General features: G+C 42.7%; 23 protein-coding genes. 10 read left to right on the top strand and 13 right to left on the bottom strand.

Going from position 1 to position 26,934, the window contains the following annotated elements:
- The 3 genes from VB714_RS03050 to VB714_RS03040 all read right to left on the bottom strand — a co-directional run.
- The coding region (locus tag VB714_RS03050) for a penicillin acylase family protein (protein WP_323221054.1) at positions 1–1,506 on the bottom strand (1,506 nt) is incomplete at its 3' end.
- 6 nt (positions 1,507–1,512) lie between these two features.
- On the bottom strand, positions 1,513–2,829 hold the full coding sequence (locus VB714_RS03045) for a peptidylprolyl isomerase (protein ID WP_323221052.1): 1,317 nt from the start codon (positions 2,827–2,829) through the stop codon (positions 1,513–1,515).
- Between the two features lie 57 nt (positions 2,830–2,886).
- Positions 2,887–3,198, bottom strand: a complete 312-nt coding sequence (locus VB714_RS03040) for a P-II family nitrogen regulator (RefSeq protein ID WP_323221050.1) — start codon at positions 3,196–3,198, stop codon at positions 2,887–2,889.
- A 133-nt stretch (positions 3,199–3,331) separates the two neighbouring features.
- On the opposite strand from VB714_RS03040, the gene VB714_RS03035 reads away from it, so the two are divergent.
- Positions 3,332–4,312, top strand: a complete 981-nt coding sequence (locus VB714_RS03035; protein WP_323221048.1) for a sodium-dependent bicarbonate transport family permease — start codon at positions 3,332–3,334, stop codon at positions 4,310–4,312.
- A gap of 8 nt (positions 4,313–4,320) precedes the next feature.
- On the opposite strand, the gene VB714_RS03030 is transcribed toward VB714_RS03035, so the two are convergent.
- The 4 genes from VB714_RS03030 to VB714_RS03015 form a co-directional block, all read right to left on the bottom strand.
- Positions 4,321–5,472, bottom strand: a complete 1,152-nt coding sequence (locus VB714_RS03030; protein ID WP_323221046.1) for a glycosyltransferase family 4 protein — start codon at positions 5,470–5,472, stop codon at positions 4,321–4,323.
- Between the two features lie 73 nt (positions 5,473–5,545).
- Entirely contained in the window at positions 5,546–6,973 is a 1,428-nt protein-coding gene (locus tag VB714_RS03025; protein ID WP_323221044.1) for an MFS transporter, read from the bottom strand.
- Positions 6,974–7,101: 128 nt separating this feature from the next.
- Positions 7,102–7,431, bottom strand: a complete 330-nt coding sequence (locus tag VB714_RS03020; protein WP_323221042.1) for a type II toxin-antitoxin system PemK/MazF family toxin — start codon at positions 7,429–7,431, stop codon at positions 7,102–7,104.
- Positions 7,409–7,621, bottom strand: a complete 213-nt coding sequence (locus tag VB714_RS03015) for a hypothetical protein (protein WP_323221041.1) — start codon at positions 7,619–7,621, stop codon at positions 7,409–7,411. The genes VB714_RS03020 and VB714_RS03015 overlap by 23 nt, the downstream gene beginning before the upstream one ends.
- Before the next feature lie 134 nt (positions 7,622–7,755).
- On the opposite strand from VB714_RS03015, the gene VB714_RS03010 reads away from it, so the two are divergent.
- The 5 genes from VB714_RS03010 to VB714_RS02990 all read left to right on the top strand — a co-directional run bounded on the left by VB714_RS03010 (position 7,756) and on the right by VB714_RS02990 (position 12,107).
- The gene (locus VB714_RS03010) at positions 7,756–8,346 is read left to right on the top strand and encodes a Uma2 family endonuclease (RefSeq protein ID WP_323221039.1); all 591 of its coding nucleotides are present in this window, start codon (positions 7,756–7,758) and stop codon (positions 8,344–8,346) included.
- Positions 8,347–8,581: 235 nt separating this feature from the next.
- Positions 8,582–8,938: a hypothetical protein gene (locus VB714_RS03005; RefSeq protein ID WP_323221037.1), complete on the top strand. Its 357-nt coding sequence runs from the start codon at positions 8,582–8,584 to the stop codon at positions 8,936–8,938.
- Between the two features lie 85 nt (positions 8,939–9,023).
- A complete protein-coding gene (locus tag VB714_RS03000; protein ID WP_323221035.1) occupies positions 9,024–10,862 on the top strand; it encodes an asparagine synthetase B family protein in 1,839 nt (612 codons plus the stop codon).
- An 85-nt stretch (positions 10,863–10,947) separates the two neighbouring features.
- The gene (locus VB714_RS02995) at positions 10,948–11,097 is read left to right on the top strand and encodes a hypothetical protein (protein ID WP_323221033.1); all 150 of its coding nucleotides are present in this window, start codon (positions 10,948–10,950) and stop codon (positions 11,095–11,097) included.
- Positions 11,098–11,099: 2 nt separating this feature from the next.
- Positions 11,100–12,107: a hypothetical protein gene (locus tag VB714_RS02990; RefSeq protein WP_323221032.1), complete on the top strand. Its 1,008-nt coding sequence runs from the start codon at positions 11,100–11,102 to the stop codon at positions 12,105–12,107.
- A gap of 4 nt (positions 12,108–12,111) precedes the next feature.
- Here the strand turns inward: VB714_RS02990 and VB714_RS02985 are convergent, their stop codons facing one another.
- Positions 12,112–13,257 carry a PP2C family protein-serine/threonine phosphatase gene (locus VB714_RS02985; RefSeq protein WP_323221030.1) on the bottom strand — a complete coding sequence of 382 codons (1,146 nt, stop codon included), beginning with the start codon at positions 13,255–13,257 and terminating at the stop codon, positions 12,112–12,114.
- A 257-nt stretch (positions 13,258–13,514) separates the two neighbouring features.
- On the opposite strand from VB714_RS02985, the gene VB714_RS02980 reads away from it, so the two are divergent.
- The 4 genes from VB714_RS02980 to VB714_RS02965 all read left to right on the top strand — a co-directional run bounded on the left by VB714_RS02980 (position 13,515) and on the right by VB714_RS02965 (position 18,490).
- The gene (locus VB714_RS02980) at positions 13,515–13,961 is read left to right on the top strand and encodes an ATP-binding protein (protein WP_323221028.1); all 447 of its coding nucleotides are present in this window, start codon (positions 13,515–13,517) and stop codon (positions 13,959–13,961) included.
- Positions 13,962–14,084: 123 nt separating this feature from the next.
- Positions 14,085–15,515 (top strand): adenylate/guanylate cyclase domain-containing protein, encoded by a 1,431-nt coding sequence (locus VB714_RS02975; protein WP_323221026.1) that lies wholly within the window; start codon positions 14,085–14,087, stop codon positions 15,513–15,515.
- Positions 15,508–15,942, top strand: coding sequence for a GNAT family N-acetyltransferase (locus VB714_RS02970; protein WP_323221024.1), 435 nt, complete (start codon positions 15,508–15,510; stop codon positions 15,940–15,942). The genes VB714_RS02975 and VB714_RS02970 overlap by 8 nt, the downstream gene beginning before the upstream one ends.
- A 25-nt stretch (positions 15,943–15,967) precedes the next feature.
- Complete coding sequence (locus VB714_RS02965) at positions 15,968–18,490, top strand: phospholipid carrier-dependent glycosyltransferase (protein WP_323221022.1); 2,523 nt, start codon at positions 15,968–15,970, stop codon at positions 18,488–18,490.
- A 92-nt stretch (positions 18,491–18,582) separates the two neighbouring features.
- On the opposite strand, the gene VB714_RS02960 is transcribed toward VB714_RS02965, so the two are convergent.
- The 5 genes from VB714_RS02960 to VB714_RS02940 form a co-directional block, all read right to left on the bottom strand.
- On the bottom strand, positions 18,583–20,079 hold the full coding sequence (locus VB714_RS02960; RefSeq protein ID WP_323221020.1) for an HlyD family efflux transporter periplasmic adaptor subunit: 1,497 nt from the start codon (positions 20,077–20,079) through the stop codon (positions 18,583–18,585).
- Between the two features lie 123 nt (positions 20,080–20,202).
- Positions 20,203–22,875 carry a HEAT repeat domain-containing protein gene (locus VB714_RS02955; protein ID WP_323221018.1) on the bottom strand — a complete coding sequence of 891 codons (2,673 nt, stop codon included), beginning with the start codon at positions 22,873–22,875 and terminating at the stop codon, positions 20,203–20,205.
- A 19-nt stretch (positions 22,876–22,894) separates the two neighbouring features.
- Positions 22,895–23,341, bottom strand: a complete 447-nt coding sequence (locus VB714_RS02950; RefSeq protein ID WP_323221016.1) for a CU044_2847 family protein — start codon at positions 23,339–23,341, stop codon at positions 22,895–22,897.
- Between the two features lie 142 nt (positions 23,342–23,483).
- Positions 23,484–25,013 (bottom strand): 4-alpha-glucanotransferase, encoded by a 1,530-nt coding sequence (gene malQ / locus VB714_RS02945; protein WP_323221014.1) that lies wholly within the window; start codon positions 25,011–25,013, stop codon positions 23,484–23,486.
- Between the two features lie 137 nt (positions 25,014–25,150).
- On the bottom strand, positions 25,151–26,934 hold a 1,784-nt coding region (locus VB714_RS02940), incomplete at its 5' end, for a putative bifunctional diguanylate cyclase/phosphodiesterase (RefSeq protein WP_323221011.1).

Raw genomic sequence — 26,934 nt, 5'->3', positions numbered from 1 at the left:
AGTATTACGAATCTTTGCGGCTACAATCAATTCGTCAAGGAGGCGATCGCTTAACTCTAAGCGAGAGGAAAATTTGGCTTGGATCATTTCTTCTAAACTCATTTTCTCCTCCTTTAAAAGCATTTTAAGGGAACGTTGGGTGCGAAAAATATTGGGAGATTCACCCAAGTTTTGAGGAGCAATATAAGGGGGATAATCTTGCGGATCGAGTTGTTCGGGAAAGGTACTACTCCAAGGCGGATCGTTTGTATTTTGCAACCAGCCAGTTTCAGGATTAACTAAGCGAGGTAAATCTTCATAAGGATGGTATTGTGTCCATAATGTGTTCGTTGTATCTCCTGAAACAAGTTTAGACCAATCTTGCCACGTTCCTCTTTCTCGTATTGGCACTAAACCGTTAAAAATATAGGCAATTTGTCCCGCTTTATCTGCGTAGAGAATATTAAACATGGGTAATTGTAACTGAGAAATAGATGTTTCAAATTCATCTAAATTTGTCGCTTTCGCCATGCTTAAAAACTGTTCGACTAAATGAGGATGTTCTAAACCTGCAACGCGCAAGGCGATCGCGCTTTTTGCTTCTTTTTTAATAATAACACCATGACGCGATCGCAAAATATTTAATTCTTCTTCTTTAAAACTGCCATCATCTTGTTTAATTTTAATTGTTTGTTGTTCTATTTGAAAAGGACGCATAACCCCATCTAATCGATATTGATTATCTGCTAGAGTTAGATCGTAAAAAGTTTTTCCTTGAATAGGATTAACTGTAAGGGACCAGCCAAGATTATCATTAAAAGCAATCACTAAAGCAGGCATTCCTACTAAAGTTGCACCATAAGCATTCATCTTTGGAGCATTCAAATGTGCTTCATAAAGTAGATAAAAATCCTGCCATAATAAATGAGGATTAGCCAGTAAAAGTGCATTTCCACTTTCTGAATGAGAGGGTGCGATCGCCCAAGCATTCGATCCTTGCCAAGTAGAAATTTCGCGATCGCTAACCAAGAAATTAAAATGAATCACGCGCTGAAGATGAGCTAAAATATCTCTCTCAGTCACGGGTAAAACGGCTTTAAACTTATCTTGAATTGCTTCTGGATGTTCTAGGACATAAAGATTAATTCCCGTCGTAAATGCCTCTAAATACTGCTTGATTTCGGGACTTTGTTCCTCATACCAAACTTGGGCGCGATCGGGAATTCCCATTCTGCGAATATAGCGATCGGATTCTAAATATTCTTCTCCCCAATATTCTGCCGCTTGTCCTCGTGCTTGTCCATAAAGTTGTAAAATTAAATCTCCATGACTCTGCATTTGAGCATAGCCAAAAGCCTTAAACATTCCCTCTGTATCTCGAGCAAAAATATGGGGGACTCCCCATGTATCCCAGAGAATTTCTGTTGGACTTTTACTAATAACTGAAGAAGTCCCAAAAAATAAAGTTAATGTAAGGCTGCAAATTAACAGCAGAATCAAGAAAAAACGACGTTTGAGAAAGAGCATAAAATCTTATTCATATTTAACGTGTTGATATTGTTCCTGTAACCATTGGGAAAAGCGTTCGTCAAGCAATTGTCTGCGATTTTCTTCATCTAGTTTTGCAGGAACAAACTGTTCTAAACGCACGATAACAAACCAATTATCAATATATTGCGGACTCCATAATTGTCCCGGTTGACTGCGTTGAAATATCTCTTTTAAAGTATTATGAATCTTGCTCAAGGAAATAGGTCCAATCATTCCCCCATTTTTCGCTTCTATTCCCTGAGAATACTCTTTGGCTAAATCGCTAAACTCTGCTTCTCCTTCCAGAATGCGAAAATAAAGTTCTTGTGCCACCCCTACATCTTGGGTACGAAGTAGGGAATAAATAACCTTATCTAATTGGGGTTTAGATTCCAGAAAATACGACTCCAAACGATCGCCCCAGGTTTGTTCTTTAAACTTCTCTAATTTTAGACTTCGCGCGATCGCATTTTGTACTTGTTCTGTTGTTGTTTGTTTTTGTTGCAACCATGCTTGCAATTTTTGTGGCGAATTAAGCTGCTGTTGTTGGTAAAATCCCTCCATTGCTTGGGTTAATTCTTCTGGGGAACAAGCAATGGAAGTGAGGGCGCGATCGATAATAATTTCCCGCACTAATTTGGGCAATAATTGATATTTTTCCAGTAAAGGTACGATTTCTTCTACCGTTATATTCCAGTCTTCAACTGTTAAAATTGTTTGAGAAAGTGAACGATCGCGAGAATTGGTCTGAGAAGATGTTACAGTGGTTTCCTGTTGCTGTTTTAAACTAACGGGAACAGAATCGGGAGAACTTATCTCTTCTTTCATTTCCACTGTCTCAAAACCTGTATCTTGAGGGATTTGTGCGGGAGTTGATACGGGAATTTCTGGGACTTCACGCCGATCAACTTTGGGGGTTTGAGAGACTTTGGGAGATGTAACTCGTATGGGTTCTAAGTTCTCTTCTTTTTGAACTAATTCTTTCTCAATTAACTTCTTTTGAGCTAATTCTTGCTGAATGGGAGGAGATACTGGAATATCTTTTGGTTTTGGGGATTTCTCAACCTCAACTGTCATAAATTCATCTGCTGTAACAGCAGGCTTTTTCGATGTTACTTTCCCAGACTCGAGTTCCTCCTCTTCTGATGCAAAAGCAAGGCGATCGCTAGTTTTTCCTTCCGTCATGGGTGCTAATGATTCCTTCTCCTTCCTTGGGGGAGTTTTGGCAGAATCCTCTGGTTTTTTCTGGCGATCGCGCACTGGTACAAACTCATTCCAATCTTCATCGGTTAATTCCCACAAACCCCAATCGCGAATCATGGCTCGAACCTCCAATATTTATCTACTTGACTACTAACTTTATACTGCCTATAATAATTATAAAGCAACACAATTGATCGAGCGAATTTCCATCGCATCGGAAAGATAGCAAACCCCCCCAAATTTATTCAGAAGAGGGCGCACTTTTTCGAGAATAGGTTGAATGAATGACTCATCGCAACAACAGATGACATACACATTTCCTAAACCTGCGATCGGTAGATCGTCAGCAACTGTTGCTCTGGGAGTTTTGCCCGTAACATTATGAATCACTGTATAACCGGGTACTCCTATCTCGTCCAATACTGCCAAGATTTTGTGCATTTCCTGTTCGTCAGCAATGAATTCTAACCGTTTTACGAGGTGCATATTCTTGAATTACTCCAGATGTCAAGTTAACAATGTAAAGTTTTAATACTTTTTGATACTTATGATAAACTTTATGGTAATTTTACAGATAAAAAGCCGCGATTTACCCATTTTCATCTAAATTTCTTAAGTTTTGAATACTAGCCTCATTCTTTCTAATATTCTCAATCCGCCGGTGCTGTTTTTCTTCATCGGTATGACGGCAGTGTTTCTCAAATCCGATTTAGAAATTCCTCAGCCTTTACCGAAACTTTTCTCGCTTTATTTATTATTTGCTATTGGTTTTAAGGGAGGACACGAAATTCACGAAAGCGGCATTAATCTAGAAATTGCTCTTATTTTAATCAGTGCAATCTTGATGGCAGCAATTGTACCAATTTATTCGTTTTTTATTCTGAAAATTAAATTGGATGCCTATAATGCTAGTGCGATCGCGGCGGCTTACGGTTCGATTAGTGCTGTTACTTTTGTGACTGCCAGTTCCTTTTTAGAGCAACAAGTTCCCCCCATTCCTTTCGGCGGTCACATGGTTGCAGCTTTGGCATTAATGGAGTCTCCAGCGATTATCATTGGTATTATTCTAGTGAGAACTTTTTCCGACAAAAGTAAAGGAGATAATACTTTTTCTTGGGGAGAAGTCCTGCGGGAAGCATTTTTAAACGGCTATGTTTTCTTACTACTAGGTAGTTTATTTGTCGGACTTGTCACCAGTCAACAGGGTTGGGATCGTTTAAAACCCTTTACAGGAGAAATGTTTTACGGCGTGTTAACCTTTTTCTTATTAGATATGGGGTTAGTTGCAGCCAGAAGAATTGGTGATTTGCGGAAAAGTGGCTCATTTTTAATTGGTTTTTCCGTGTTTATGCCCATCTTTAATGCTGTAGTGGGAATTGCGATCGCCAGCATTCTCAATACATCAAAAGGGGATGCTTTACTCTTCTCCATTCTCTGTGCGAGTGCTTCTTATATCGCCGTACCTGCTGCGATGCGAATGACAGTACCCGAAGCCAACCCCAGTTTGTATATCGGCATGGCCTTAGCCCTCACCTTCCCCTTTAACATTATCATTGGCATTCCCCTCTATATGAGCATCATCAATCATGTTTGGGGGTGAAACTGAAATTAAGCCCAGCGACTCAACTGCATGGGCTTCAATTGCAATACCTCCCCATAAAGTTTTTCTACGCAGGTGATATTACGACTGAGAGTATACCGTTCTAAAACACGCTGTCTGCCTTTATAACCAAGAAGTTGAGTTAATTCTGGCTGATCGCGAAAAATAGGAAGCAAAGTTTTTAATTGTGTTGTCACCCCTTGAGTTTCGATAGTAACACCTGCTCCCCCTTCTAAAACTTCCCCATCAGCACCGGCATCTGTAGCAATACAGGCAACCCCACAGGCCATTGCCTCTAATAATGACAGAGATAGTCCTTCAACCAGAGAAGGTAAAATAAACGCATCAGCAGCCCGGAGAATTTCGATGCGCTTCTCTTCACTACTTTCAAACCCATGCCAAATAATGCCATCCTCAATACCGTAAAACGGTTCTAACATCGATCGCAGGGGTCCGTCCCCCACCAGAATTAACTTGCACCCCGGCCCCATATTGGAGAGTTTCCATGCCTTTAACATTGCCTCAATATTCTTTTCTGTCGCAATGCGACCCATATAAACAAAAAGGCGATCGGCCTTCACTCTGGCTCTAAAATGGGAGATACCGGGGGAATACTTCTGCACGTCTACCCCGTTGGGAATCACAGCGAGTCTCTTTTCGGGAACCCCCAAGCGTATAAGTAAATCTTTTTGTAGATTTGAGAAAATAATGGTGCGATCGTAGTTCGCTAAAAACGGCGCATAAAGTTGATAGGTGATAAATTGCGTGCTGGATTTGAGATTGCGGAGTTTGCTATCGAAGGGAGGGTGAAACGTGGCAATCAGGGGAATATTAAGTTCCTCGCAAATCTCCGGGAGGCGAAAATCGAGGGTGGAGAGAGTCAGAGACCCATGGACGATATCTGGTTTGAGTTTCTTCAGCGATCGCATTAAAATTTGGCTCGATCGCAGGGTAGGAATGGTATAAACCTGCGACTTGTACAAGAAAGGCAAAACAACTTCTGAACAATCCGATCGCCAAGTTTTATCCACAAAGTCTTCTTGAGCAAAGTGGAGGAAACTAACGCGATGTCCGCGATTCAGCAATGCGTTCACGATTTCGCGACCATAGGTGACATTGCCGCAAAATGGTGATTTTTTTCCCAGCCAAGCGATGTGCATTCAATCGTTCGAGTTCAATGTTTTTAACAGTAATAAAGAGAAACAGATAGTCCGAAATAGATTTTCAGAAATCTTATGATTTCTTAACTTGGCTTGATGTTAGCACGCTTGGGCGGGAAATATACCAATTGAGAAAACCTGTTGCGATCGCAAAGACAGCTAAACCCCATAAAACCGGACGTAATCCCCATAAGGATTGAGCTACACCCGCTAGGGCTAGGGGCAAAGAAAGAGCAATATTGACCGCATTATTTTGTAATCCGAATACCTTACCGCGCATTTCTTCTGGGGTTTCCGCTTGGACGGTGGTTTGCATGGGAACATAAATCGTCGCCGCACAGCCACCACAAGCGGCCATGGCCAGTAATGCTGAGATGAGATAGCGATCGCTAAAAGATAAGCCAACCAGGGCGATCGCCAAAACCATGAAACCCCAAAAACTTAGTTTCATGCGGCGGAAATGCTGTCCCCACTGACCTAAAATTGCCGCCCCCAGTCCCAAACCAACACCTCCAGCAGCGACCAAAAAGCCGAATTGTTGAGCATTAATACTGGGAATTTCCGCCGCTAGGGGAACCGCTAAAATCGTTAAGGCAGCGAAAATGCAAAAAAGGCTGGTAATTTGAATGATAGCGTTGCGAACTCGGTGATTTTCTTTTAGGTAGAGGAGACCTTCCCCGATATCTTGGAAAGGGTGGGGATGTTCGCGATCGCTGGTATCCCTGGTTTCCCCAGTTTTGAGGAAGAGGAGAATTATACCGGCGATCGTGTAGGCTCCTCCCACTAAGATTTCTTGACCAAAAGACCAACTCGGAAAAATATGACTCACTAGGCGATCGCTGAGGGCGAGGAGAGGTTCCCCAACCGCAAAACCGAGGATTAATAAAGCCATTATCGTCGTCGCGTAAATGGAATTCGCGGGGAGAAGGCGATCGCGTTGAACGATGAGAGGAATGGTCACTTGTTCCGCAGGGGCAAAAAACTGAGTAAAGGTAGAAACAAACAAAGTAACGATCAGGAGTAAGCAAAAGCCCCAAGGGACTCCCCACAGGCTTCCCCAGTCGTTAGAGAGCCAAAGTAGAGGGGGAATCGCGAAAACAAATGCCCCTCGTAACAGATTACTGGCGACTAAAATATCTTTTTTGAACCAGCGATCGACATAAACTCCTGCGAGGGAACCAAATAAAATAGCAGGAATCGTTAACGAAATGGAAATCGCCGAAACCCAAGTGCCGATATGGTCTTCCCCCACATGAAAATGGGTAGAGAGGAGAGCAACCATGAGGACGATATAAACCTTATCAGCCAGTTGCGAGAAAATTTGGCCGAGCCACAAAATCAGGAAACGCGTGTTCTTCAAAACGGGAAGTAAACCACTTCCTCGGGGAGGGCGATCTCCCTTTGTTTCCGGGTCTGGATGTAGGCGATCGCTTTTTCCTGCGATGGTTGAGAGGCGATCGTCGGGGGTGTTTTGGTGTTCTCGTTCTTCAAACAATTGCATTACCTAATAATTGCGATCGGTATTCTTAAATTAATTATTTTAAAAGTAGGGGTTTGGTCTCCAAACCCTCCCTCTCCAAAATTCTACGCGATCGCTGGAAATTTCGCTGGAGGTAGCGCGATCGCGTTTCAAAATCTGGGTTTAACATATATTTCCCATGCCTCTTTAATTCGTTCTCCGTCGGTGGTCGAAATTTGTCCGAGGCGAAATAACAGCAAAGATTGCTCTAAACAATCCAATCGGAATAAACGAACGGTAGAAGCAACTCGCAAACCGCTTGTTTTCCAATCATTCAACAAAATATCCGTTGGCGTTCGGGGTGATGCAGAAGTGACTGCGGCGACGATTACATCTTCCCTATCGAGCCATAATACTAAAACAGGACGCTTTTTGGTAGCCCCACCACTGGTAAAGGGAATATCAGCGACCCAAAATTCACCGGCTTGGATAGTCGTCATATAACCCTTCATCTTCTGGTGAGTAGCTGTTCAAAAAAGCATTATGATTGCGATTTGCTGTAGAAATTGGTTCAATGGTGACAACCCAACGCCCCGAACCAATACAGGCAATAAGTGATTTTGGCAATGTCAAAGTTTCACCGGGTTTGAGTTCGATTTCACAGGTTAATTTTTGGGATTTTTCGTTCATTGTTGGGGAACAAGTTTTTTCTTATTTTAGATGAGTGCTACGCGATCGCCGGAAATTTCGCTGGAGGTAGCGCGATCGCCAATCTGTTCCTTTATCATTACAGATAAGATATCCTGCCGATTTACTGAAAGAAGATGACGGTTCTACTCGACTCCTTCTCTAACATTGAAGAACAAAGGTTTGTCTTACCTAACATAAAGTGGCAACAATATGAGAGTTTGTTGGCAACATTAGGGGACTATCATGGCTTACGACTCATCTATTTAGAGGGAACCTTAGAGATTTTTATGCCTTCTCCAGAACACGAACTCCTCAAAAAGGCGATCGCCAGACTTTTGGAACGTTATGCTGAGGAGGTTGAGATTCCTTTGCATGGATATGGATCGACAACGTTTCGACGAGAAGCTCTCGGGCGAGGGCTAGAACCGGATGAATGTTACTGTATTGGTCAGTTTAAAGAATTCCCTGATTTTGCCGTTGAGATTAATTTAACCAGTGGAGGAGTAGATAAACTGTCGGTTTACAAGGGATTGGGAATTCCAGAGGTTTTAATTTGGCAAGGCGATCGCCTGACTCTCTACGATCTGCGAGGAAATGCTTATGGAGAAAGCCTTAAAAGCCAGTTTTTCCCGGATTTGGATTGGCAGTTGTTCGCAGAATATATTCGCCCTCGATCGCAACCCCAGGCTATTCAGGAGTTCTTGCAAGTTGTGCGATCGCGCTAATGAATTGAGTGGCGATAGCCGAAACTTGTAAGAATATTATGCCTGCGATCGCCAAAATCTTTGGTCTTTAGATTGTTATTGGTTATGTTTTGACCTCGTTCATTTTTTCGAGAAATTGAACGGGCATAATAGAATGGTTAGTGAATAACGTCAGGAATCCAGCCCAATTACCAAAAAGCCAACCATTTTTTAACTTCGTGCCGTGAAGTATTCGCAGGCAGATCCCCTTTAACTCATGCCAGTATCCTCTCCCAGTCAAGACAGCAGAGCTTTTCCCGTTGACCTGATTCGCTTTAGCTCGAGAGTGGAAGCAGAACGAGCCTTGAGGAAATCGACGAGAAAATCAACTCGTCCTTCTTGGCGTGCCGAACAAGCAATCTATGAGGGAGAATATTATGGCGCTCAGTTAACGCCTCTGAGGAAACGCGATCTGAAAGCCTTAGCTAAAATTTTCGAGCAAGACGATATCGAAATCATTCATGAAGATATTTGCACAGCCTTAAAATTACTCTGGCCCGAACCCGTTTGGGGAGACGATCCTTTTGATATTTTTGATGAAAGCAGCTTAGACTTCCTCGCAGAATTCCTGTAACAATAGAGACAAGGTTTGTCTCTACGGCAAAATTTCCAAATAATAAACCGCTATCAACTCTCAACTATCAACTATCAACTATCAAATGAGCGGCATTTGCGGGATTTTTCAGCGCGATCGCCAGCCGGTGCATCGCCAACTTCTTCAAACTTTAACGAATTCGATCGCCGATCGCGGACCCGATGGGCAGAATGTTTACTGTGAAAATCATATCGGTTTGGGTCATACTCTGTTAATCACTACCGATGAGTCGATCGCAGAACGACAACCTCTAACCCTAGACGGCAAAACCTCGATCGCGGCTGATCTTCGCCTCGATGGACGCAAGGAACTCATCGGCAAATTGCGCGGGCAAGGATGCGCGATCGCCGCAAATTCCCCCGATGTCCTCCTCCTCCTCCACGCTTATCAAATTTGGGGAGAAGATTGCTTAGAACATTTGTTGGGAGTGTTTGCTTTTGCGATCTGGGACGATCGCGCTCAAAAATTATTTTGCGCCCGCGATCGCATCGGGGTCAAGCCCTTCTTTTATGCCAATCTGGGGGATGTATTTCTCTTCAGTAACACCCTCAACTGCTTGCATTTGCATCCTGCTGTTTCTCAACATCTCAATGAAGAGGCGATCGCGGATTTTCTCCTTTTCGGGTTCAATCATAACCCGCACACAACGACCTTTAAAGACATTCAACGACTACCGGGAGGGCATTCTCTCACCGTTACTGGCGATCGCCTCTCTCTGCGCCGTTATTGGACTCTCCCAGTCCCAGAAATGATGCGCTATCGACAGCCAGAAACCTACATCGAACAGTTTCAAACCTTGTTAGATGAAGCAATAGGCGATCGCCTGCGAACCGAAAAAGTAGGCATCTTTTTTAGTGGCGGCCTCGACTCGACCAATATGGCCGCAACTGCCCTTGATGTTGCAAAAAGTAACAACTTTAACCTCGATCTGCAAGGGTTTACCGTCATTTACCGCGATCGCATCCCCGATCGCGAAGAAAAATACGCTCAATTAGCCGCCGATGCCCTCGAAATGCCCCTCCACTACCTCGTCGCTGACGATTACCAACTCTTTCAAGGGCGAGAACTTCCCCACCTACAAACCCCAGAACCCTGTCTCAATCCTTTTCCCCTCCAAGATGACCATCAGTACCGACAAATCGCCCAACACAGTCGTATCGGGCTGTATGGTGAAGGAGCAGACGAAGCCCTACGCGCCTCAAAAGTGATGGATTTATGGGGAAAAATGCCCGCGATCGCCCTATTGGGAGATTTAGCAGATTGTCTGAAACGGGGTTTGCAGCCCCAATGGGGAACGGGAATTTTAGGGAAGGGTCGGCATTGGAAAAGGGAAAATAACGAGGATGACGGCTATCTGGACTGGTTCGATCGCGATTTTGAAAAGCGCTTGCAGTTGCGCGATCGCCTTCGCAGTACTAAAACCCCAGCAAAATCTCCCCATCCCTTTCGCCCCCAAGCCTATCAAGATTTACTGCAACCCATGTGGATGCTCAATTTTGAGGCTTCCGATCCTGGGTTTACCAGAATTCCTCTGGAAGTACGCTTCCCTTTTTTGGATGTACGCCTTTTGAACTATTTACTCTCTCTCCCCCCCTTCCCGTGGTTTATTAATAAGGAATTAGAACGAGCAACCCTATCTTGGCGCACAGGACAAGGCGATCGCCAGGATCTGCCCGCCGCGATCGCACAACGCCCAAAAACACCCCTCGCCGGACAACCGTTTTACACCTTTCTGCAAGCAGGTCAGCGACCTTGGGACGAACTGAAGGCGATCGATGCTATAAATGCTTATGTAGATGTAGAAAAACTTCTACAAGTGACCCGTCGGGAAAAATTGGATATTTATACAGCTTGGTGTAGTTTGCGCCCTCTCGGTTTGGGGCATTGGCTGCAACAGTTTTGAGGAAAAGATATTTTATTTTTCTCTTCCAAAAACGAAAAAGATTTGTTAAGACAGACAAAGGAGAATTTTTATGGAGCAAGCAACAATGTCAATCAACCCAAATCCTAGACAACCCTATCATAAACCTCAGTTGAAACTATACGGGGATATCAAAACTTTAACTCAAACTTTTGCCGTTGAAGGAACTTCACCGGATGGCGGGGGAATGAATGCTGTTCCCAATAAAACCAATTAAAAATGGGTAAAAGGAAGTTTACTTATCGGGTTTATGGCCTGACTTTATCCGCTAATCTTCCCATTCCAGGTTTAGTTCCTTTAACAAATGTAGAGACGTTGTCTGCAATGTCTCTATTCGTGAATGTACATTTAGGTGTTTTTCCCTCATTAACACAATTTGAGCGAAAAATATGGTATGTCAGTTCGACAAACTGCGATACGGGAAAGCCTAATTTACAAGTTTGGCACTGTTTCGATCGCCTTCAGCCTTTAGAGACAAGAACTCGGTTTTATTGGCAATATGGCGATGAAACTGAGTTTTTGATTCAGCGATCGCCTTTACAGATTTGGGCAAGATGGCCGGATTCTCTCACTTTAGAGGATACAGCAACTTATCTTTTGGGACCTGTTCTCGCTTTTGTGTTGCGATTGCAAGGGGTTCTTTGCTTGCACGCCAGCGCGATCGCCTTACAAGATAGCGCGATCGCCTTTATCGGGGCAGCAGGGGCGGGAAAATCCACGACGGCGGCGGCTTTTGCTCAACGCGGTTATCCTATCCTTTCCGATGATGTAGTGGCGCTAGACTGGCAGGAAAATACCCCTTTTGTGCGTCCTGCTTACCCTCGCTTGCGGTTGTGGCCGGAGTCTGTGAATTTCCTTTATGGCAGCCGCGATCGCCTTCCTCCTATTGTTCCCACTAACCTAAATTGGAACAAAAGTTACTTAGATTTAATGCAGGAAAATTATACATTTCAATCGACTCCTTTACCCTTATCTTGCCTTTATCTTTTGGGGGGGAGACAATCTGACAATGCACCAAGAATTGAGCCAGTTTCTCCTCAACAAGCGGCGATCGCGCTGATTGCCAATACTTCAACCAATTATCTCCTCGATCGCGATTTGAGAAAGACAGAATTTGCCATTTTAACTCGTTTAGTGGGAGAAATTCCGATTAAAAAATTATACCCTCATCGAGATCCCTCCTGCTTAGAACAATTAGTAGCAATGGTTTTACAAGATACAGTTTAATGATTCAATTAAATTGAACTTCAACCAGAGAAAGATCGTCATCAAAGCGATCTTTAATATTGATCTCTTTGACGCGATCGATAATGCGATCGAGATGGCGATCGCCTTTTTGACAATATTGTTTTAACTCTTCAATAAACTCATCCAAACCCCACATCCCCCCATTGGGAAGATCGAGTTCGTAAATTCCATCGCTAAAAAGATACAAACTCGCATTTTTAGCGATTTTCCAAGTATTTTCCTCAAAGTCTACATCGGGAAACATTCCAATTGGAAAACCGGGAGTTTTTAAAAATTCAACCCGAATTTCTCCTTCTGCAAACCCATCGCTAGAAAGCAATATTGCTGGAGGATGTCCGGCACTCGCATAAACCAATTGGCGCGTTTTTTTATTGTATACCCCATACCAAATCGTAAAATATTTATCGTTTCGCTGGGTCATTTGAAAAGTTTCATTTAAACCGCGCAAAACATCACTCGGCTTGCGATAATCAACTTGGATAAGTCTTTCCGATCGCAATAAATTAATCACCGAAACCGAAGGGAGTGCCGCCCGCAAACCGTGACCGGAAACATCAAGTAAATACATCACCAAATGTTCGTTATCCAACCAATAAAAATCAAAACAATCTCCACCCAATTGACTCGAAGGAATAAAGCGCACATCAATAGCAATTTCTGAATCTTTCAGAGGCTCAGGTAAAATAGAACAAACATATTCAGCAGCTTCAGCTAATTCCGTTTCGAGAATTTGTTTTTGCTGTTGCAAATCGCTGCTAAGTTGGTGTAGCCGTAACCCCGATCGCACCCGTGCTTGTAGTTCAAACATTTCGATAGGCTTGCACAAAAAATCATCGGCTCCCGCATCCAGACCTTCTACTCGGTCTTCCACCGATCCTTTAGAAGTGAGCAAAATAAAAAACGTGGTAGAAAGTTCGGGAATCGCTTTGATGTGAGAGCAAACTTGAATACCATTCATGCGAGGCATAACCCAATCGCAAATGACCAATGCGGGGTTAAGCTCCTTGGCCATGGTCAATCCTTCTAAGCCATTGCTGGCGACTGACACCTCATAACCTTGATGAGTCAAAGTACGCTTGAGCAACAGTTGAATCGCAGGGTCGTCGTCAACGATTAAAATTCGAGCCATAGCGGGTGCGATCGTTCAGGTCGTATAAGCTAAAAGAATCAGTGGTTTGGGAAAGTCAAGATTCAGTTCTACTGTAGGCTAGTCTATAAACAAAATTCTCCGATTTTGGCGGTCTTGGCGAATTGGCTCCCCAAAAGTTAGAATCTTATGGTCATTCTAAACCAAGAATTCCCCAACAAAGTGCAAAGCTGGAGTCGTGGGAATAATCAAACCTTTGCTCGAGAGTGTCGATCGCGATCGCCGAGGACGATAAACTGTTGGACAAACAAAAATTTTCCCTCCGAGTTTTCACTGATTTAGAGCAATCGAGCCAAGTTCAAGAGTGGTTCGATCGCCATTGTGTTGTCTGCCTCGCAAAAACTGATAGGATCAAGTGCAAGCTGGCCTTAATTGAAGCCTTTACCAATGTTGTTCGCCACGCTCATCAAGGATTGCCTCGAGATACTCCCATTGATTTAGAGGCCACGCTATCTCCCCATCAATTAGAGCTACGCATTTGGGATTTTGCACCCCCCTTCGATTTTGATGCTCGTCTTCAAAAGGCTTTAGAGGCTAACGATAGCCTTTCGGGGGGAGGTCGAGGTTTAATTATTATCTATCAGGGTATGGATTTTGTCACATCCACCCGCACTGATGACGGCCGCAATTGTTTGTTAATGGTGAAACACTATTCTCAAGCTGAGGATGAAGGGGAAAGGGGATGAACTTCACTGCCGATATACGCCGATTAGAAACAATGTGAGAGAATATTTTCCGGAAACTCTAGCAAAATGCAAGTAGCTTGTAATTAATTTACCTATTTTATTTGAGAGCAATTTGGATAAAATATGATACCTTCTAAATTTTTCTTTGCTTGTCATTCTTTATTTAAAGCGCGATTATCTCGTTATATTAGCTACTGGGTTTTTCTCGCTATTCTTACAATTGAAATTTTGATTTTAATTCCCTCTTATCATCGAGAAGAACAAGATTTATTACAACAATTAGAAAATTTAGCAAAAGCCAAAATCAACTTAATTATTATCCTCACGCAAAAAGAAATGAAATCAGATTTATGGGAACAAGAAATCACATCTCTTGTTGATGAATCTGAACTTATTTCAGGATTAACAATGTACGATGGCAATGGAAAAAATAAACAAGAATTTGGTAATCCTCCTCAGTTAACGTATTCCGATTTTAAAGAAGAAAAGAGAAGAACTCAACGCAGCCCCGATGGTTTGTACTATGATGCTGCTTTGTCGCCAGAATATTTAGGAATCGATCGCGTATTAATCATTCGTCATAATGCTGGAGAGATACAGAGTCAATTATATCAATATATTTTTCGCATTTCTATTCTCGTGATTATTATTGGTGCATTTGTTACGATTGTAACTATAATCGCTGTGGGCTATATTGTCATTATTCCCATTTTACGCTTGCGAGACGATCTTCGTCTTGCTGGAGACGCATTAAGTCACGATCGCACCAACATAGAGTTACAATCTTTTCAAAGCGATCGCCAAGATGAACTTGGAGAGGTGATGAACGCATTTCAGGAAATGTTTTTGCGAGTTGGATCGGAAATTGTTGAGCGAAAAAAAGCCGATGAAATGATCCGTCACGAACAAGAAAAATCAGAACAATTGCTTTTAAATATTCTACCAAAATCAATTGCAAAATCCCTCAAGGAAGGGCAAAAGAATATTGCTCAAAAATATGATAATGTCACAATTTTATTTGCTGATATTGTCGGGTTTACTCAATTATCATCGGAAATGTCTCCAGAAGAATTGGTCAGTTTACTGAATGAAATTTTCTCAATTTTCGATCGCCTGACAGATCGCTACGATCTAGAAAAAATCAAAACTATTGGCGATAACTATATGGTTGTTGGAGGTTTACCTATTCCCAAAGCAGATAATGCTGCTCTTGTTGCCAACATGGCACTAGATATGATAGAAGAATTGAAGGCGATCGAACAAAAACATCAGCAAAATTTAAGGATTCGGATCGGCATGAATACAGGTTCTGTTGTTGCGGGAGTTATTGGCACGAAAAAATTTATTTACGATCTTTGGGGAGATGCTGTAAATATAGCCAGTCGGATGGAATCCCACGGAATTCCAGGGCAAATTCAAGTCACTCAATCAACTTATAATTGTTTACAAGATCGCTATCTTTTTCAAGAACGCGGTGCGATCGAGATCAAAGGAAAAGGAAATATGTTGGCTTATTTGTTGGTTAACAAAAAAGAGGTAAACTATTATGAGTAACTTAGAAATAAAAATTGTTTCTTATTCAGAAGAACGGCAAATATTAGAATCCATTCGCAAGCAAGTTTTTCAAGAGGAACAAAATGTTCCTTTTGAACTTGAATTTGATGGACAAGATGAAACCGCAGAACATTTTTTGGCATATTGGCAAGGAAAAGCGATTGGAACGGTAAGGTTGAGATTTTTAGAGCCGCAAACTGCTAAAATTGAGCGGCTGGCTGTTTTAAAAGAAGCACGAGGCAAAAACATTGGTAAGCAATTGATGCAGGCTGTATTAGAACGTGCCGTGCAAAAACAGGCAAAACAAGCGATAATCAACGCACAATTGTACATTAAAGGACTATATCTCAAACTCGGTTTTGAACCTGTAGGGGAACAATTTACCGAAGCAGGTATTCCGCATCTGAAAATGATTAAGAAATTCTAAGGAGACTTGACAAATATCAGTTTTTATGTTGAAAAAGCAAAATTCTTTGACCCATTCTCAAGCGATTAAAATTGTCGGTATTATTTGGTTAATCTCTGCATGGTGCGATCGCCTTTGGATCGCCTTAGATCGCACAGTTCCTGCATGGGATCAAAGCAATCATTTAACAGGTTCTCTCAACTATCTTTATGCTTTCCAAAATGTTCGTTTTTGGGATGGAGAATGGCGGAATTATTTCTGGACGCTAACCCATAAATATCCCCCTTTAACCTATATTTTAACAGTTCCTTTTCAACAGATTTTTGGCAAAGGTGCAGACCAAGCATTACTCGTCAATTTACTTTATAATGGTATTATTCTCCTCTCAGTTTATTATTTAGGTAAACATTTATTTAATCCGTTAACGGGAATTTATGCCGCCGCTTTTTGTGTTGTTATGCCAGAACTTTATCGCTGGCGCTTGCAATATCTTCTCGATATTCCTGTTACGGCTTTTACTGTTGCTTGTTTTTGCTGTTTAACCCTTTGGAGTCAACAAAAATCCCGCCAAAAGAGTTGGTTATGGACGCTTATTTTAGGACTTTGTTTGGGTCTAGGACTGATGACTAAACAAAATGTTCTCTTTTTTCTTTTTTTTCCTGTCTTATATTTGGCAGTTCGCTATTTATGGCAAAGAAAATGGGAGAAACTTGTTCAATTAATAAGTAGTTTTTTCATCTCTACACTCCTTTGGGGAACTTGGTATCGAACGAATTTTATCTATCTATTTAGTACCTCTCAAAATGCCAATGCTATCCCAGCATCGAGTGAAGGAGATCCGGCACTTAATACCTTAAAAGCATGGCTGTATTATTGGGATTTGATGCCGCGATCGCTATCTTGGGTTCTGATTATTTTTCCACTTGTTGGCTTACTCTTATATCTTTGTAAAAAACTCTTAAAACGCTCTTCTCTGAAGAATTATCGATTACCGATCGCCTCTATTGCATGGTTAGCGCTTTATTTTTTCGGGTCTTATTTAATTTGTTCGGCAATTTATAATAAAGACCCTCGCTTTATTATGCCTGCTTTACCGATAGTTGCTGTTTTTCTAGGTTATTGCTTAACTTTATGGCAAGGAAAATGGCAATTTATGCGCCAAGTTACTATTGGATTAGCCTTTATTTTAATGTTAGTAAAAATATTTCCTATTCCAGGAATGACTCCCATTGCTAACTTATTAAGTCCCAGTCCTCCCTTGCAAACTTATTTAGGCGATCGCTATCCAAATTCGCAAATTATTGCCGAAATTACCGCAGTAGAACCCTATCTCAAAGCAACAGTAGGAACGATTACCAGTACCGAAAGTATCAATCATAATACCATTAATTATTTCGGTGCTTTGGCTGATTTTCAAGTCTATAGTCGAGAAACCGGATCGAGAGAAGAACAACTTGCACAAGATGCGCGATCTCTTAATTGGTTTGTGACCCAAACTGGAGATAATGGTTTAACAAAAGAGACTCAACTTGCTTTAGCAAAAAGTCTACCGGAAAACCCAGATTTTAAACTGCAAAAACAATGGAAACTCCCCAATAAGGAAACTCTATCTCTTTATCATCGCAAAAATCCTCCCGTTACGATAGAAGCGATCGCCTCTTCCAGCCAAAAAGTGCAACTCGATCGCATCTTACTCCCTGCTGAAACCCCCCCAGGAATTCCCATTCCCGTCACCTATGAATGGTCAGGATATTGGCAGGATCTCCAAAATGGTTTGCTACTCTTAAAATGGCGACCTGTAACAGGAGAAAATAATTCCTTTTGGCTGCACGATCGCGGTATTGGTATGGGGCTATTATACCCTCAACCCAAAGACAAACAATTCGATTCTTTTCGCGTCATCGAACGCACAGCCATGCTTCCCCCCGAGTCAATTATTCCCCAAAATTATACCCTTGAAGCGATTTATTTAAACCCAAAAACAAGAGAAACTTATCCCATTTCCGTCCCTCCCATTACCCTAACCATTAATCCTAATGCAACCCCTTCTCCCGCACCCGAATTAGATTTTGTGACTCAATTGCGAACTTTAGCCTTAGAATTACCGAAAGGAATTGAAGGATTAGAGCCAATTTTCGAGCAAATAGGGCGTTTCAATCAATACGATCCCCAGCAAGATTATTTAGTCCAAGCAGAGAAAACATTAGAATATCGTTTACAGGAAAAAATAGAAACAAATACCTGTTCTTCCCTCTCGAATTGTCCTTTTCCCACACCATTAAATTTAACCTATGGATTAGCTTTAGCGCGAGCATTACAAGAAGATGCTTCCGGAACTTTAGAAGCAATGCAAATGGCTTCCCGTCTTGATGCTAACAACCCATTTGTTCATGCTTATCTCGCCTTTATTCATCTCTACCAATGGCATCCAAAAGCGGCTGAGACAGCCTTAAAACCTGCCCTCAAACTGCGACCCGATATCCCCGAGTTTCAGGGCTTATATGGCATTGCAGCCCTCTTACAAGGCAGGGCGATCGAGGCTTGGAAGGTACTAAAACCCTTGCTTTAAAAAGAACATAAAAAGAATACTAATACCAATTACCAATTATCTTTTCCCCGCTATCAACTATCAACTCTCAACTATCAACTATCAACTCCTAACTATCTGACAGAAAAGGCTTGATTAAAACGGCGAGTAATCGGTTCGATTAAAAAAGTCAAAATGGATTTTTTTCGCGTGACAATTTCCGCAGTTGCTGCCATCCCAGGGGTAAAAACTACCTCTTGTCCTCGCACCATTTTGGAATATTGAAACAAATCTATCCGTGTAGGAAACACTAATCCTAACTGTTCGTCAGTAATAGCATTCGGACTTATATTAACAACTTCGCCATCAACTGTACCAAATTCCTGAAAAGGAAATGTTGCCATCTTAACTTTAACTTTCATACCGGGAGCAATAAAACCAATATCCCGATTTAATACCTTTGCTTCTAAAAACAAGTTTTCATCTTGCGAAACAATGGATAGTAATTCCTCTCCTGTTTGGACTGGACCCAAAGTAGCTTTGAGATTGTAAACCGTTCCCGCAGCAGGGGCAATAATCGTCTCCCCCGTGCGCTCTTTTTTAACTTTTTCCAATTGACCTTTGGCCGCAGTTAATTCCTCCTTTCGTTGGTTGAGTTGCGTCAAAATTTCACTTTGTCGTTCGGCTCCCAAGCGTTGCGCTTGACCGATCGCCGCACGATAAGCCTGTTCTGTTTGTCGGATTTCCTGTTCTTGGCCTTCAATATCTTTAACCAAGGAATCTGCTTTATTTTTCGCGTCGGTAATGCGATCGCTGGCTTGAGTGAGTTCATTTTGCGCTTGAGTCACTTCGGCTTCTGCTCTTGCAACTCGTTCGCGAGCCTCGAGATAGTCCAAACGAGGGATAATTCCTTGTTCTGCAAGGATTGCTAAAGAAGAAACTCGTTCTTGTGCTAACTGTAAGCGTTCTTGACTTTGTGCGATCAGTTTTTGACTATTTTCCCAACTCACTTTTGCATTAACTAAATTCTCTTGAGCATTGACCAAATTTTCTTGCAAGCGTACTTGACGAACTTTAGCACTTTCGATCGCCGCTTGCTGGCGTTTAGCTTGGGCAATGGCGGTCACGCGACGGCTCTCAAAATCTTGCAAACGAGCAAGGCTTAAACGGTCTTGTAGAGGGGTGCCGCTTGTGACATTACCTTGCGATTCCGCACTTAAGCGAGCAATATCCTGCTCGATTAATTTCATAGAATTAGTCAGGCGATCGATATCGGCTTGGGGAAGGACAGAATCCCGTTGAATTAATACCGATCCTTTCTTGACTTTATCTCCTTCCTTGACCTTGACCTCACTAATTATTCCTTCTTTGAGGGAACGTACCGGACGGACGTGAACCGAGGCAATAAGTTCTCCTTGGGAAACAGCCACCTCATCAATTTTGCTGTAATGCGCCCAGGCGATCGCGCTAAAAACCAACAGGCTAATGGTTCCCGCCAACAAACGACTATAGAGTGGGGGCAACTCCTGTACTGCTTTGCCCAATTCAAAAGAAAGATAATCTTCAGGATGGGCAAATTGTTCTTTTGTTTGACGGGCTTGGGGAGGGGATGCGGAAAAAGAGGATTTCATTAGACTTTGAATGTGGCGACCATTGAGCAGAGGTTGTCTGCTTGCTTCCTTCTGTTCCTTGAGATTGTCCCGATAGTTTACCAAAGATTGAGCCTTAATTGTATTCGGGGTGCGATCGGGCTTTCAAGTTTTTAAAAACCGCTTGAAGCGTTGGAATTGACGATGGGTGAAGGCGAGGAGAGGAGAATAAGAAAAACGAACGAACTGCGGATAAACGGGAATAAAAGGGTAGTTATTCCGACTGTAGCGCACGGCGAATCGTCGAGCAAGAGGAAAAATATCGCGTCGATAGATATCGATTTGCCAATTTTGGATTAATTTCTCCAAAATCTCTGGATTATCCATATCCTCTAACGCATAGGCTGCAATCATTCTAACAGACCCATCCGAGTCATTGAGAGCGGCAATTAAAGGCTCTACTGCTCTCTCATTGCCCATTTTTCCTAACACATCGGCTGCACTCCTTCTAACATACTCATCCGAGTGATTGAGAGCGGCAATTAAAAGTTCAATGACTTGTAAATGCTCTATTTTTCCCAAAGAAATCAAAACCGATTCAATAAATTCAGCATCAGGATAAGAGCGCCAAAATCGAACGATTCGAGCGATGATTTTATCGATTAGGGGATGAGAGATATTTTTACATTCAACAATACACGATCCTGCTAATAACAATAGTGTTTTAAAAATATCATCTTTTTCTCGGAGAATTGACTGTAAAAGCGGGATCGGATCTTCTAGTAAACCCGCTACTAAACTAATCGTCTCGTGCCAATCATATTCCCAGAGATGTTCTTTAACTAAAGCAATACCTTGTTTTTGATTCTTAGCAATTTCACTTTTCAAATAAGCCGCCGTTAAATATTCCTGAAAAGTCCGATGGAGAAATAAATATTCATTCCCATCTCTCGATAACTTTTGAATGATGCCATCCTCCTCCGTCAACTCCTCCAATAAATCGGCAGGTGTCACTTTTTGAAAATCGATCGCTTTCCCATCTTCCAGATATTCCCGCAAACTTTCCCGCACATCTTCCAACTGAAAAACCTCCTTATTTTGACAACTGATGCGATATGCCAAAAACTCCAATAACTCAATTTTTGCCAATATCCAACCCTTTTTCTGTAACTTTCGTTCATTCTCCCGACTCCAATTCTTCAATATATAATTCACCGCTTGCTGATAGACTTGCGTGCGACGTGCCGGAAGAATCAATCCTTGCGTTTGATATAAACTGCATAATAACGACAACAATAAAGGATTCTGCACTAATCCTTGAATTTGCGGCTTTTGCTCCAACTCCGCCATCAAACCCTCCGCCGAAACCGTTTCATCCTGCAAATATCCCTCAGCATTTTTAAACCAATATTCGATATATTGACTCGTCTTTTCTTGTCCAAAGGGAACGATTTCCACATCCTTCCCACTATTGACAAAAGAACCATCATAACCCACAATCCGCGAAGTTAAAATAATCGCACAAGGATACTGTTTCGCAAACCGATTTAACCGTTCCTTTAACCCCAAACGCTGCTCCTTCGGCACTTCATCCAAAGCATCCAATAACAGCAAACAAGTCCCCGCTTTTAACTTCTCCCGCAACAACGATTCAAAACTAACTTGCCGATTCCACCTGTCCCACTGTTCCCCATATTCTTCTTTCAATAACTCAAAAATGCGCTCCAGAATTGTTTTTTTGCTCTCCGCTAACTTCGATAGGCGAAATAATAGCGGAATGATAATTTTTTCTGTTTTCTCATTGCCCTCTAACTGCTCCTTTGCGCGAGAAATAACCGTCAATGCTTCCTGTTTTAATAAAGTAGACTTTCCCATCCCCGGATCTGCAAGCACGACCATTCTTTGATGTTCTTTTCTCGCTTCCTGCCAATTAACCTGCGTTCTTTCTTTTTCCTGTCCCATCCCTTTTAACGCATAAATCCGTTGATTATCTATCTCGGATTCCGCATAACCTCGCATCGTTTCAAACTCATGCCTAAACTTCCGTTCTAGCGTCACCTGAATCTCAATATACTGCTCTTGCAATAAAATTCTTTCTTGGGGAACGTGAAACAAGCGCAAATATTTAACTTTCTCCTCAATCTCCTCTAAAAACTGACGGATAACTTGCTGCTTCGGCTCTAAATTCAGTTGCTCCAACTGCCTCGTAATATTGTCCCAACGGATGCAGTAAGTTTGACGATCGCCATTTTTATTACTGCATTGAATAATCCCCACAATACCGCCCAAATCTTCAGCAATTACAGCCCCTCCACTCGTTCCCGGTTCTACCTTTGTATCAATTTTGTGAGAAAGAAACTTCGCAGTCGGTTGAGGTAAAATATTCCAAGCGCGATCGCCTGTCACTGTCTTATTTTGATAAGTTTCCAATACATCTAATGTTGTACTGAGTTGAATATCTTGTCCTGATACCGGATAGCCTCCAGAAAAGTATTTCTTATCGGGAAACCCATAAATTGTAACGCTTGTCTCTAACTGCGAGGGATTGATAATCGGAACAGCGATCGCCTGTTGAATCTCAATTTTCAGAATCGCAATATCAACATCTGGATCCGAATATTCCTCACACCATTTCGCCTTATACGGTTTATCTTGATATTCAACCCAAAGACATTCCAACTGATAAACAACGTGATGACAGGTAATTAAATACCCGTCATCGCGAATGATAAACCCCGATCCCGCAGTCGATGCGCGATCGGGCAATGTTTCGGAGGGATCGCCCTTCAAAATCCTCACCATCGACTCTCGACAGCGATCGATGCTATAGTAAGCCATCAGCTAACCTCAAGCTATCTCAAGTGTTATCGCTCAAATCCCATTCAATCGTCACTGCAACATTTGCCTGAGCAGTCCCCTTCGTCACCAAAGGAATCCCCGTTTCGCCCCCCAATTGTAACCCGAATTCTAACGTGATCTTACTTGGTTTAAGCTCCTCGCTGGCATCCTTAATACTTGAGAGAATCGTTTGCGAATAGCCCTTCACTGTACTCGATATAACTGATTTTAAGCGATCGGTACGCGCTTGAATATCATCCAAAATATCCGATGCACCCACAGCCTGTAATTCATCACTGTCGAATTCATCATATTGGATATAGATTTTCTCTCCGTCGGGGGCTTGAATGGTAGTAACTTTTAATGGCATAGTAGCGATCGCTTGTGAACTAATATTTTTACTATATGCGATCGCATCTCTCCATCCCTGAAATGCGATCGCGCAACTCCTAGACGCGATCGCCATTTCTGTCTTTGAAACTGCTGGCGATCGCGGCACCGGGACAGCGATTCGAGAATTGCGCCAACGTTTAAGTTAAAGTATTTTAGTGAGCGTGAAAACTTTAGTAAGTACAAAAGGAGAAAGGATAATCTTTCTCCTTTTAGTTTTAGTATTCTTCTTCTTCCTTTTGTTCTGGGCTGCGACCGTACACTTCAGTTAACTTAGCAAGGCGATCGCCAATTTCGGAGGTCAATTGTTGGGGATTATAGCGCCAATCCCAATTTCCTTCGGCACGGCCAGGAAGATTCATGCGTCCTTCTTCTTCATTCAATCCCAAGAGGTCTTGAAGGGGAATAATGGCTAATTTAGCAACAGAAGATAAAGTTAAACGAATCATAGCCCAGTGAATCTCCTCCGTTGCTTCTCCCCCCAAATAGTCCCAAACACGCTGCTTTTCTTCCGGCGATCGCACCTCAAACCAACCTACCGTTGTATTATTATCGTGAGTTCCCGTATAAACAACACAATTATGGGGATAATTAAAAGGTAAGAACCCATTATCCGTTCCCGAATCAAAAGCAAAATGGAGGATTTTCATTCCAGGAAACTCAAAGCGATCGCGCAATTCTTCCACTCCTGGAGTAATGACACCCAAATCCTCTGCCACAATGGGTAACTCTCCTAAATCTTCCTTCAGAATCGTGAAAAATTCTCGTCCGGAGGCCTTCAGCCATTCCCCATTCGTGGCAACCTTTTCCCCTTGGGGTACTGCCCAATAAGCCTCAAAGCCGCGAAAATGGTCGATTCGCATCAGATCGACATAATTCAGCATTCCCTCAATACGCTTAACCCACCATTTAAACTTAGTTTCTTCTAATACCTTCCAGTTATAAACAGGATTGCCCCAGAGTTGTCCCGTTTCGCTGAAATAATCCGGTGGAACCCCAGCCATTAATTCCGCTTCTCCTGTTTCCTCATCCAAACGAAAAATCTCTGGATTTGCCCAAACATCGGCACTATCATGGGCAACATAAATGGGAATATCCCCAAAAATTTCCACGCCATTTTGATTCGCATATTCCTTCAAAGTAGACCATTGCCGGAAAAATTCCGATTGTACATATTGATGGAAAAAGATTTCCGGCTGCAATTGTTCCCGATAGGTGGCCAGGGTATCGCGATCGCGTTTCGCGAGTTTTTTGTCCCATTGATACCAACTTTTCCCTTGGAATTCTTCCTTAATTGCCATAAATAAGGCATAGTCGTTCAACCAATAAGCCTGTTTTTGACAAAAGATTTCAAAGGCTTGTACTTTTTCTGAAGTTGCGAGGGTGAAGAAATTTTGACTGGCTTTTCTTAACAGGGGCATTTTGCTGGCAATAACGCGATCGTAATCAACGCGATCGCCCTTAAACTCAGGTAAATTTGCCAAATCCGTCGCGCTTAACAGTCCCTCAGACTCAAGCCATTCCAAATTAATTAAAAGCGGATTTCCGGCCAGGGCAGAATAGGAAAGATAGGGAGAGTTTCCGTATCCCGTCGGTCCGATGGGTAAGATTTGCCACACCTGCTGCCCGCTTTCGACTAAGAAATCGATAAAACGATAGGCTTCTTGTCCTAAGTCCCCAATCCCAAAACGACCGGGGAGTGAGGTAGGATGCAGCAAAATTCCACTAGCGCGTCTCGATAAAGGCATATATTCCGTTATAAGTTATCAGCGATCGACAGTTCGGAGAGGGGCAATTCGCTTGTTCCTTCCCCCAACCTCAATTATCAAGGGGGAGAAGACAATTATCAAGAGGCAAGAGAAGAGAGAAATTAATGATTTACCCCTTAACCTTTCTTCAAAACGTCTTCAACCTCATCTTTAGTGAGAGGATGAAAGAATAAATAGCCTTGACCGAATTCGCAGCCTAAATCTTTGAGTTGTATTAATTGTGCTTCGGTTTCAATGCCTTCTGCGACGACATCCATGCCCAAGGCACGGGAGAGAGAGACGATCGCCTGGACGATTTCTAAATTTTTGCCATTGGGTTTCATCCGCTTGACAAAAGAGCGATCGATTTTCAAGGTATTAACGGGAAAACGATGCAGATAACTTAAGGAAGAATAACCGGTACCAAAGTCATCAATACAGAGTTGAATATCGCGATCGCGCAGGGCTAAAAGCATTTGCGTGGCAGCCTCAACGTTATCCATTAAGACACTTTCGGTAATTTCTAATTTCAGGGATGTTCCCTTTAGCCCCGTTTGCACCAAGGTCCGGTCAATGGTTTTGATGAAATCAGATTCGCGAATTTGTTTGCCAGAAAGATTAATATTCATGGTTAAAGATGAATAATAGGGAAATTGCTCGTGCCAAAGCTGAAGTTGTCGGGTTGCTTCTTGTAAAATCCAAGCACCAATGGCAACGATCTCTCCGGTTTCTTCGGCGATGGGAATAAATTTGACTGGGGAAATTAATCCTTTTTCGGGATGTTGCCAGCGCATTAGTGCTTCAAATCCGGTTAATTTTCCGGTTTTGAGGGAGATAATGGGTTGATAGCAAACAAATAATTCTTGTCGTTCTAGCGATCGCCGCAGGTGGGTTTCCAGTTTTAAACGGGCGAGGGCAGAGGCGTGCATATTGCTGTCGAAGATGGCATAGCGCCCTTTACCGAGGGCTTTGGCGCGATACATGGCGGTATCGGCATCCCGCAGAAAATCTTCGGGGCGATCGTAAATAATGGCAGAACAAGAAGATGTCCCCTTTTCTCTGCATTGCACTCGCGAGAAAGCAACGCCGATACTGGTGTTGGTAAAAACTTCGTGACCGTCGAGATCGAAGGGCGATCGCAAACTATCAAGAATCATTTCGGTAATCTCAATAGCGGCTTGGGGATCCTGGAGTTCTTCGAGGAGAATGGTAAATTCGTCTCCCCCCAGTCGGGCTAAGGTATCGCTGGGACGCAAGCAACTTTCTAAACGCCGAGATAGTTGGATTAAGAGGCGATCGCCGAGGCTATGCCCCAAGCTGTCGTTAATGACTTTAAACCAGTCGAGGTCGAGGAAGAGAACGGCAAATAAATATCCCCCCCGACGGTTGGCGCGACGCATGGTATGCCAGAGGCGATCGATAAATGAGGCGCGGTTGGGTAAGTCTGTGAGGGAGTCGTAAAAGGCACTGTGGCGCAATTTCTCCTCGGCTTGCTTGCGATCGGTGATATCGCTACTAATGCCATCAATGCGGCTGGGTTTCCCATCTTCATCATGGACTAAACGACTGCGACAGTAGAGCCAGCGCATATCTCCCTGGGGTCGGAGGATGCGGTATTCGATTTCTGCAACTCCGGTTCCCATTAACACTTGCATCTGGCGTTTGACTCGCGCCCGATCTTCGAGGTGAACGATATCAAACCAGAGATTGGGATTTTGAAAAAATTCGCTGACAGGGCGACCGTAAATCGTTTCGGCGGCTTGATTGAGGTAAATGAGTAAAATACCTTCGGCTGCGGTTTCTGCGTTTTCAAGGAGGACGGCGGACCAAACGACATCTTCTATGGAGGTGAGGATGCCATCGAGTCGCCGTTCGCTGATATGTAAGGCTTCTTCTGCCCGCTTGCGATCGCTAATATCAA

The sequence above is a fragment of the Spirulina sp. 06S082 genome (genome assembly GCF_034932145.1).
GTDB lineage: Bacteria > Cyanobacteriota > Cyanobacteriia > Cyanobacteriales > Spirulinaceae > CCY15215.
Note: the sequence above shows the minus strand (reverse complement) of the source record. Positions and strands in the feature narration are given on the sequence as shown.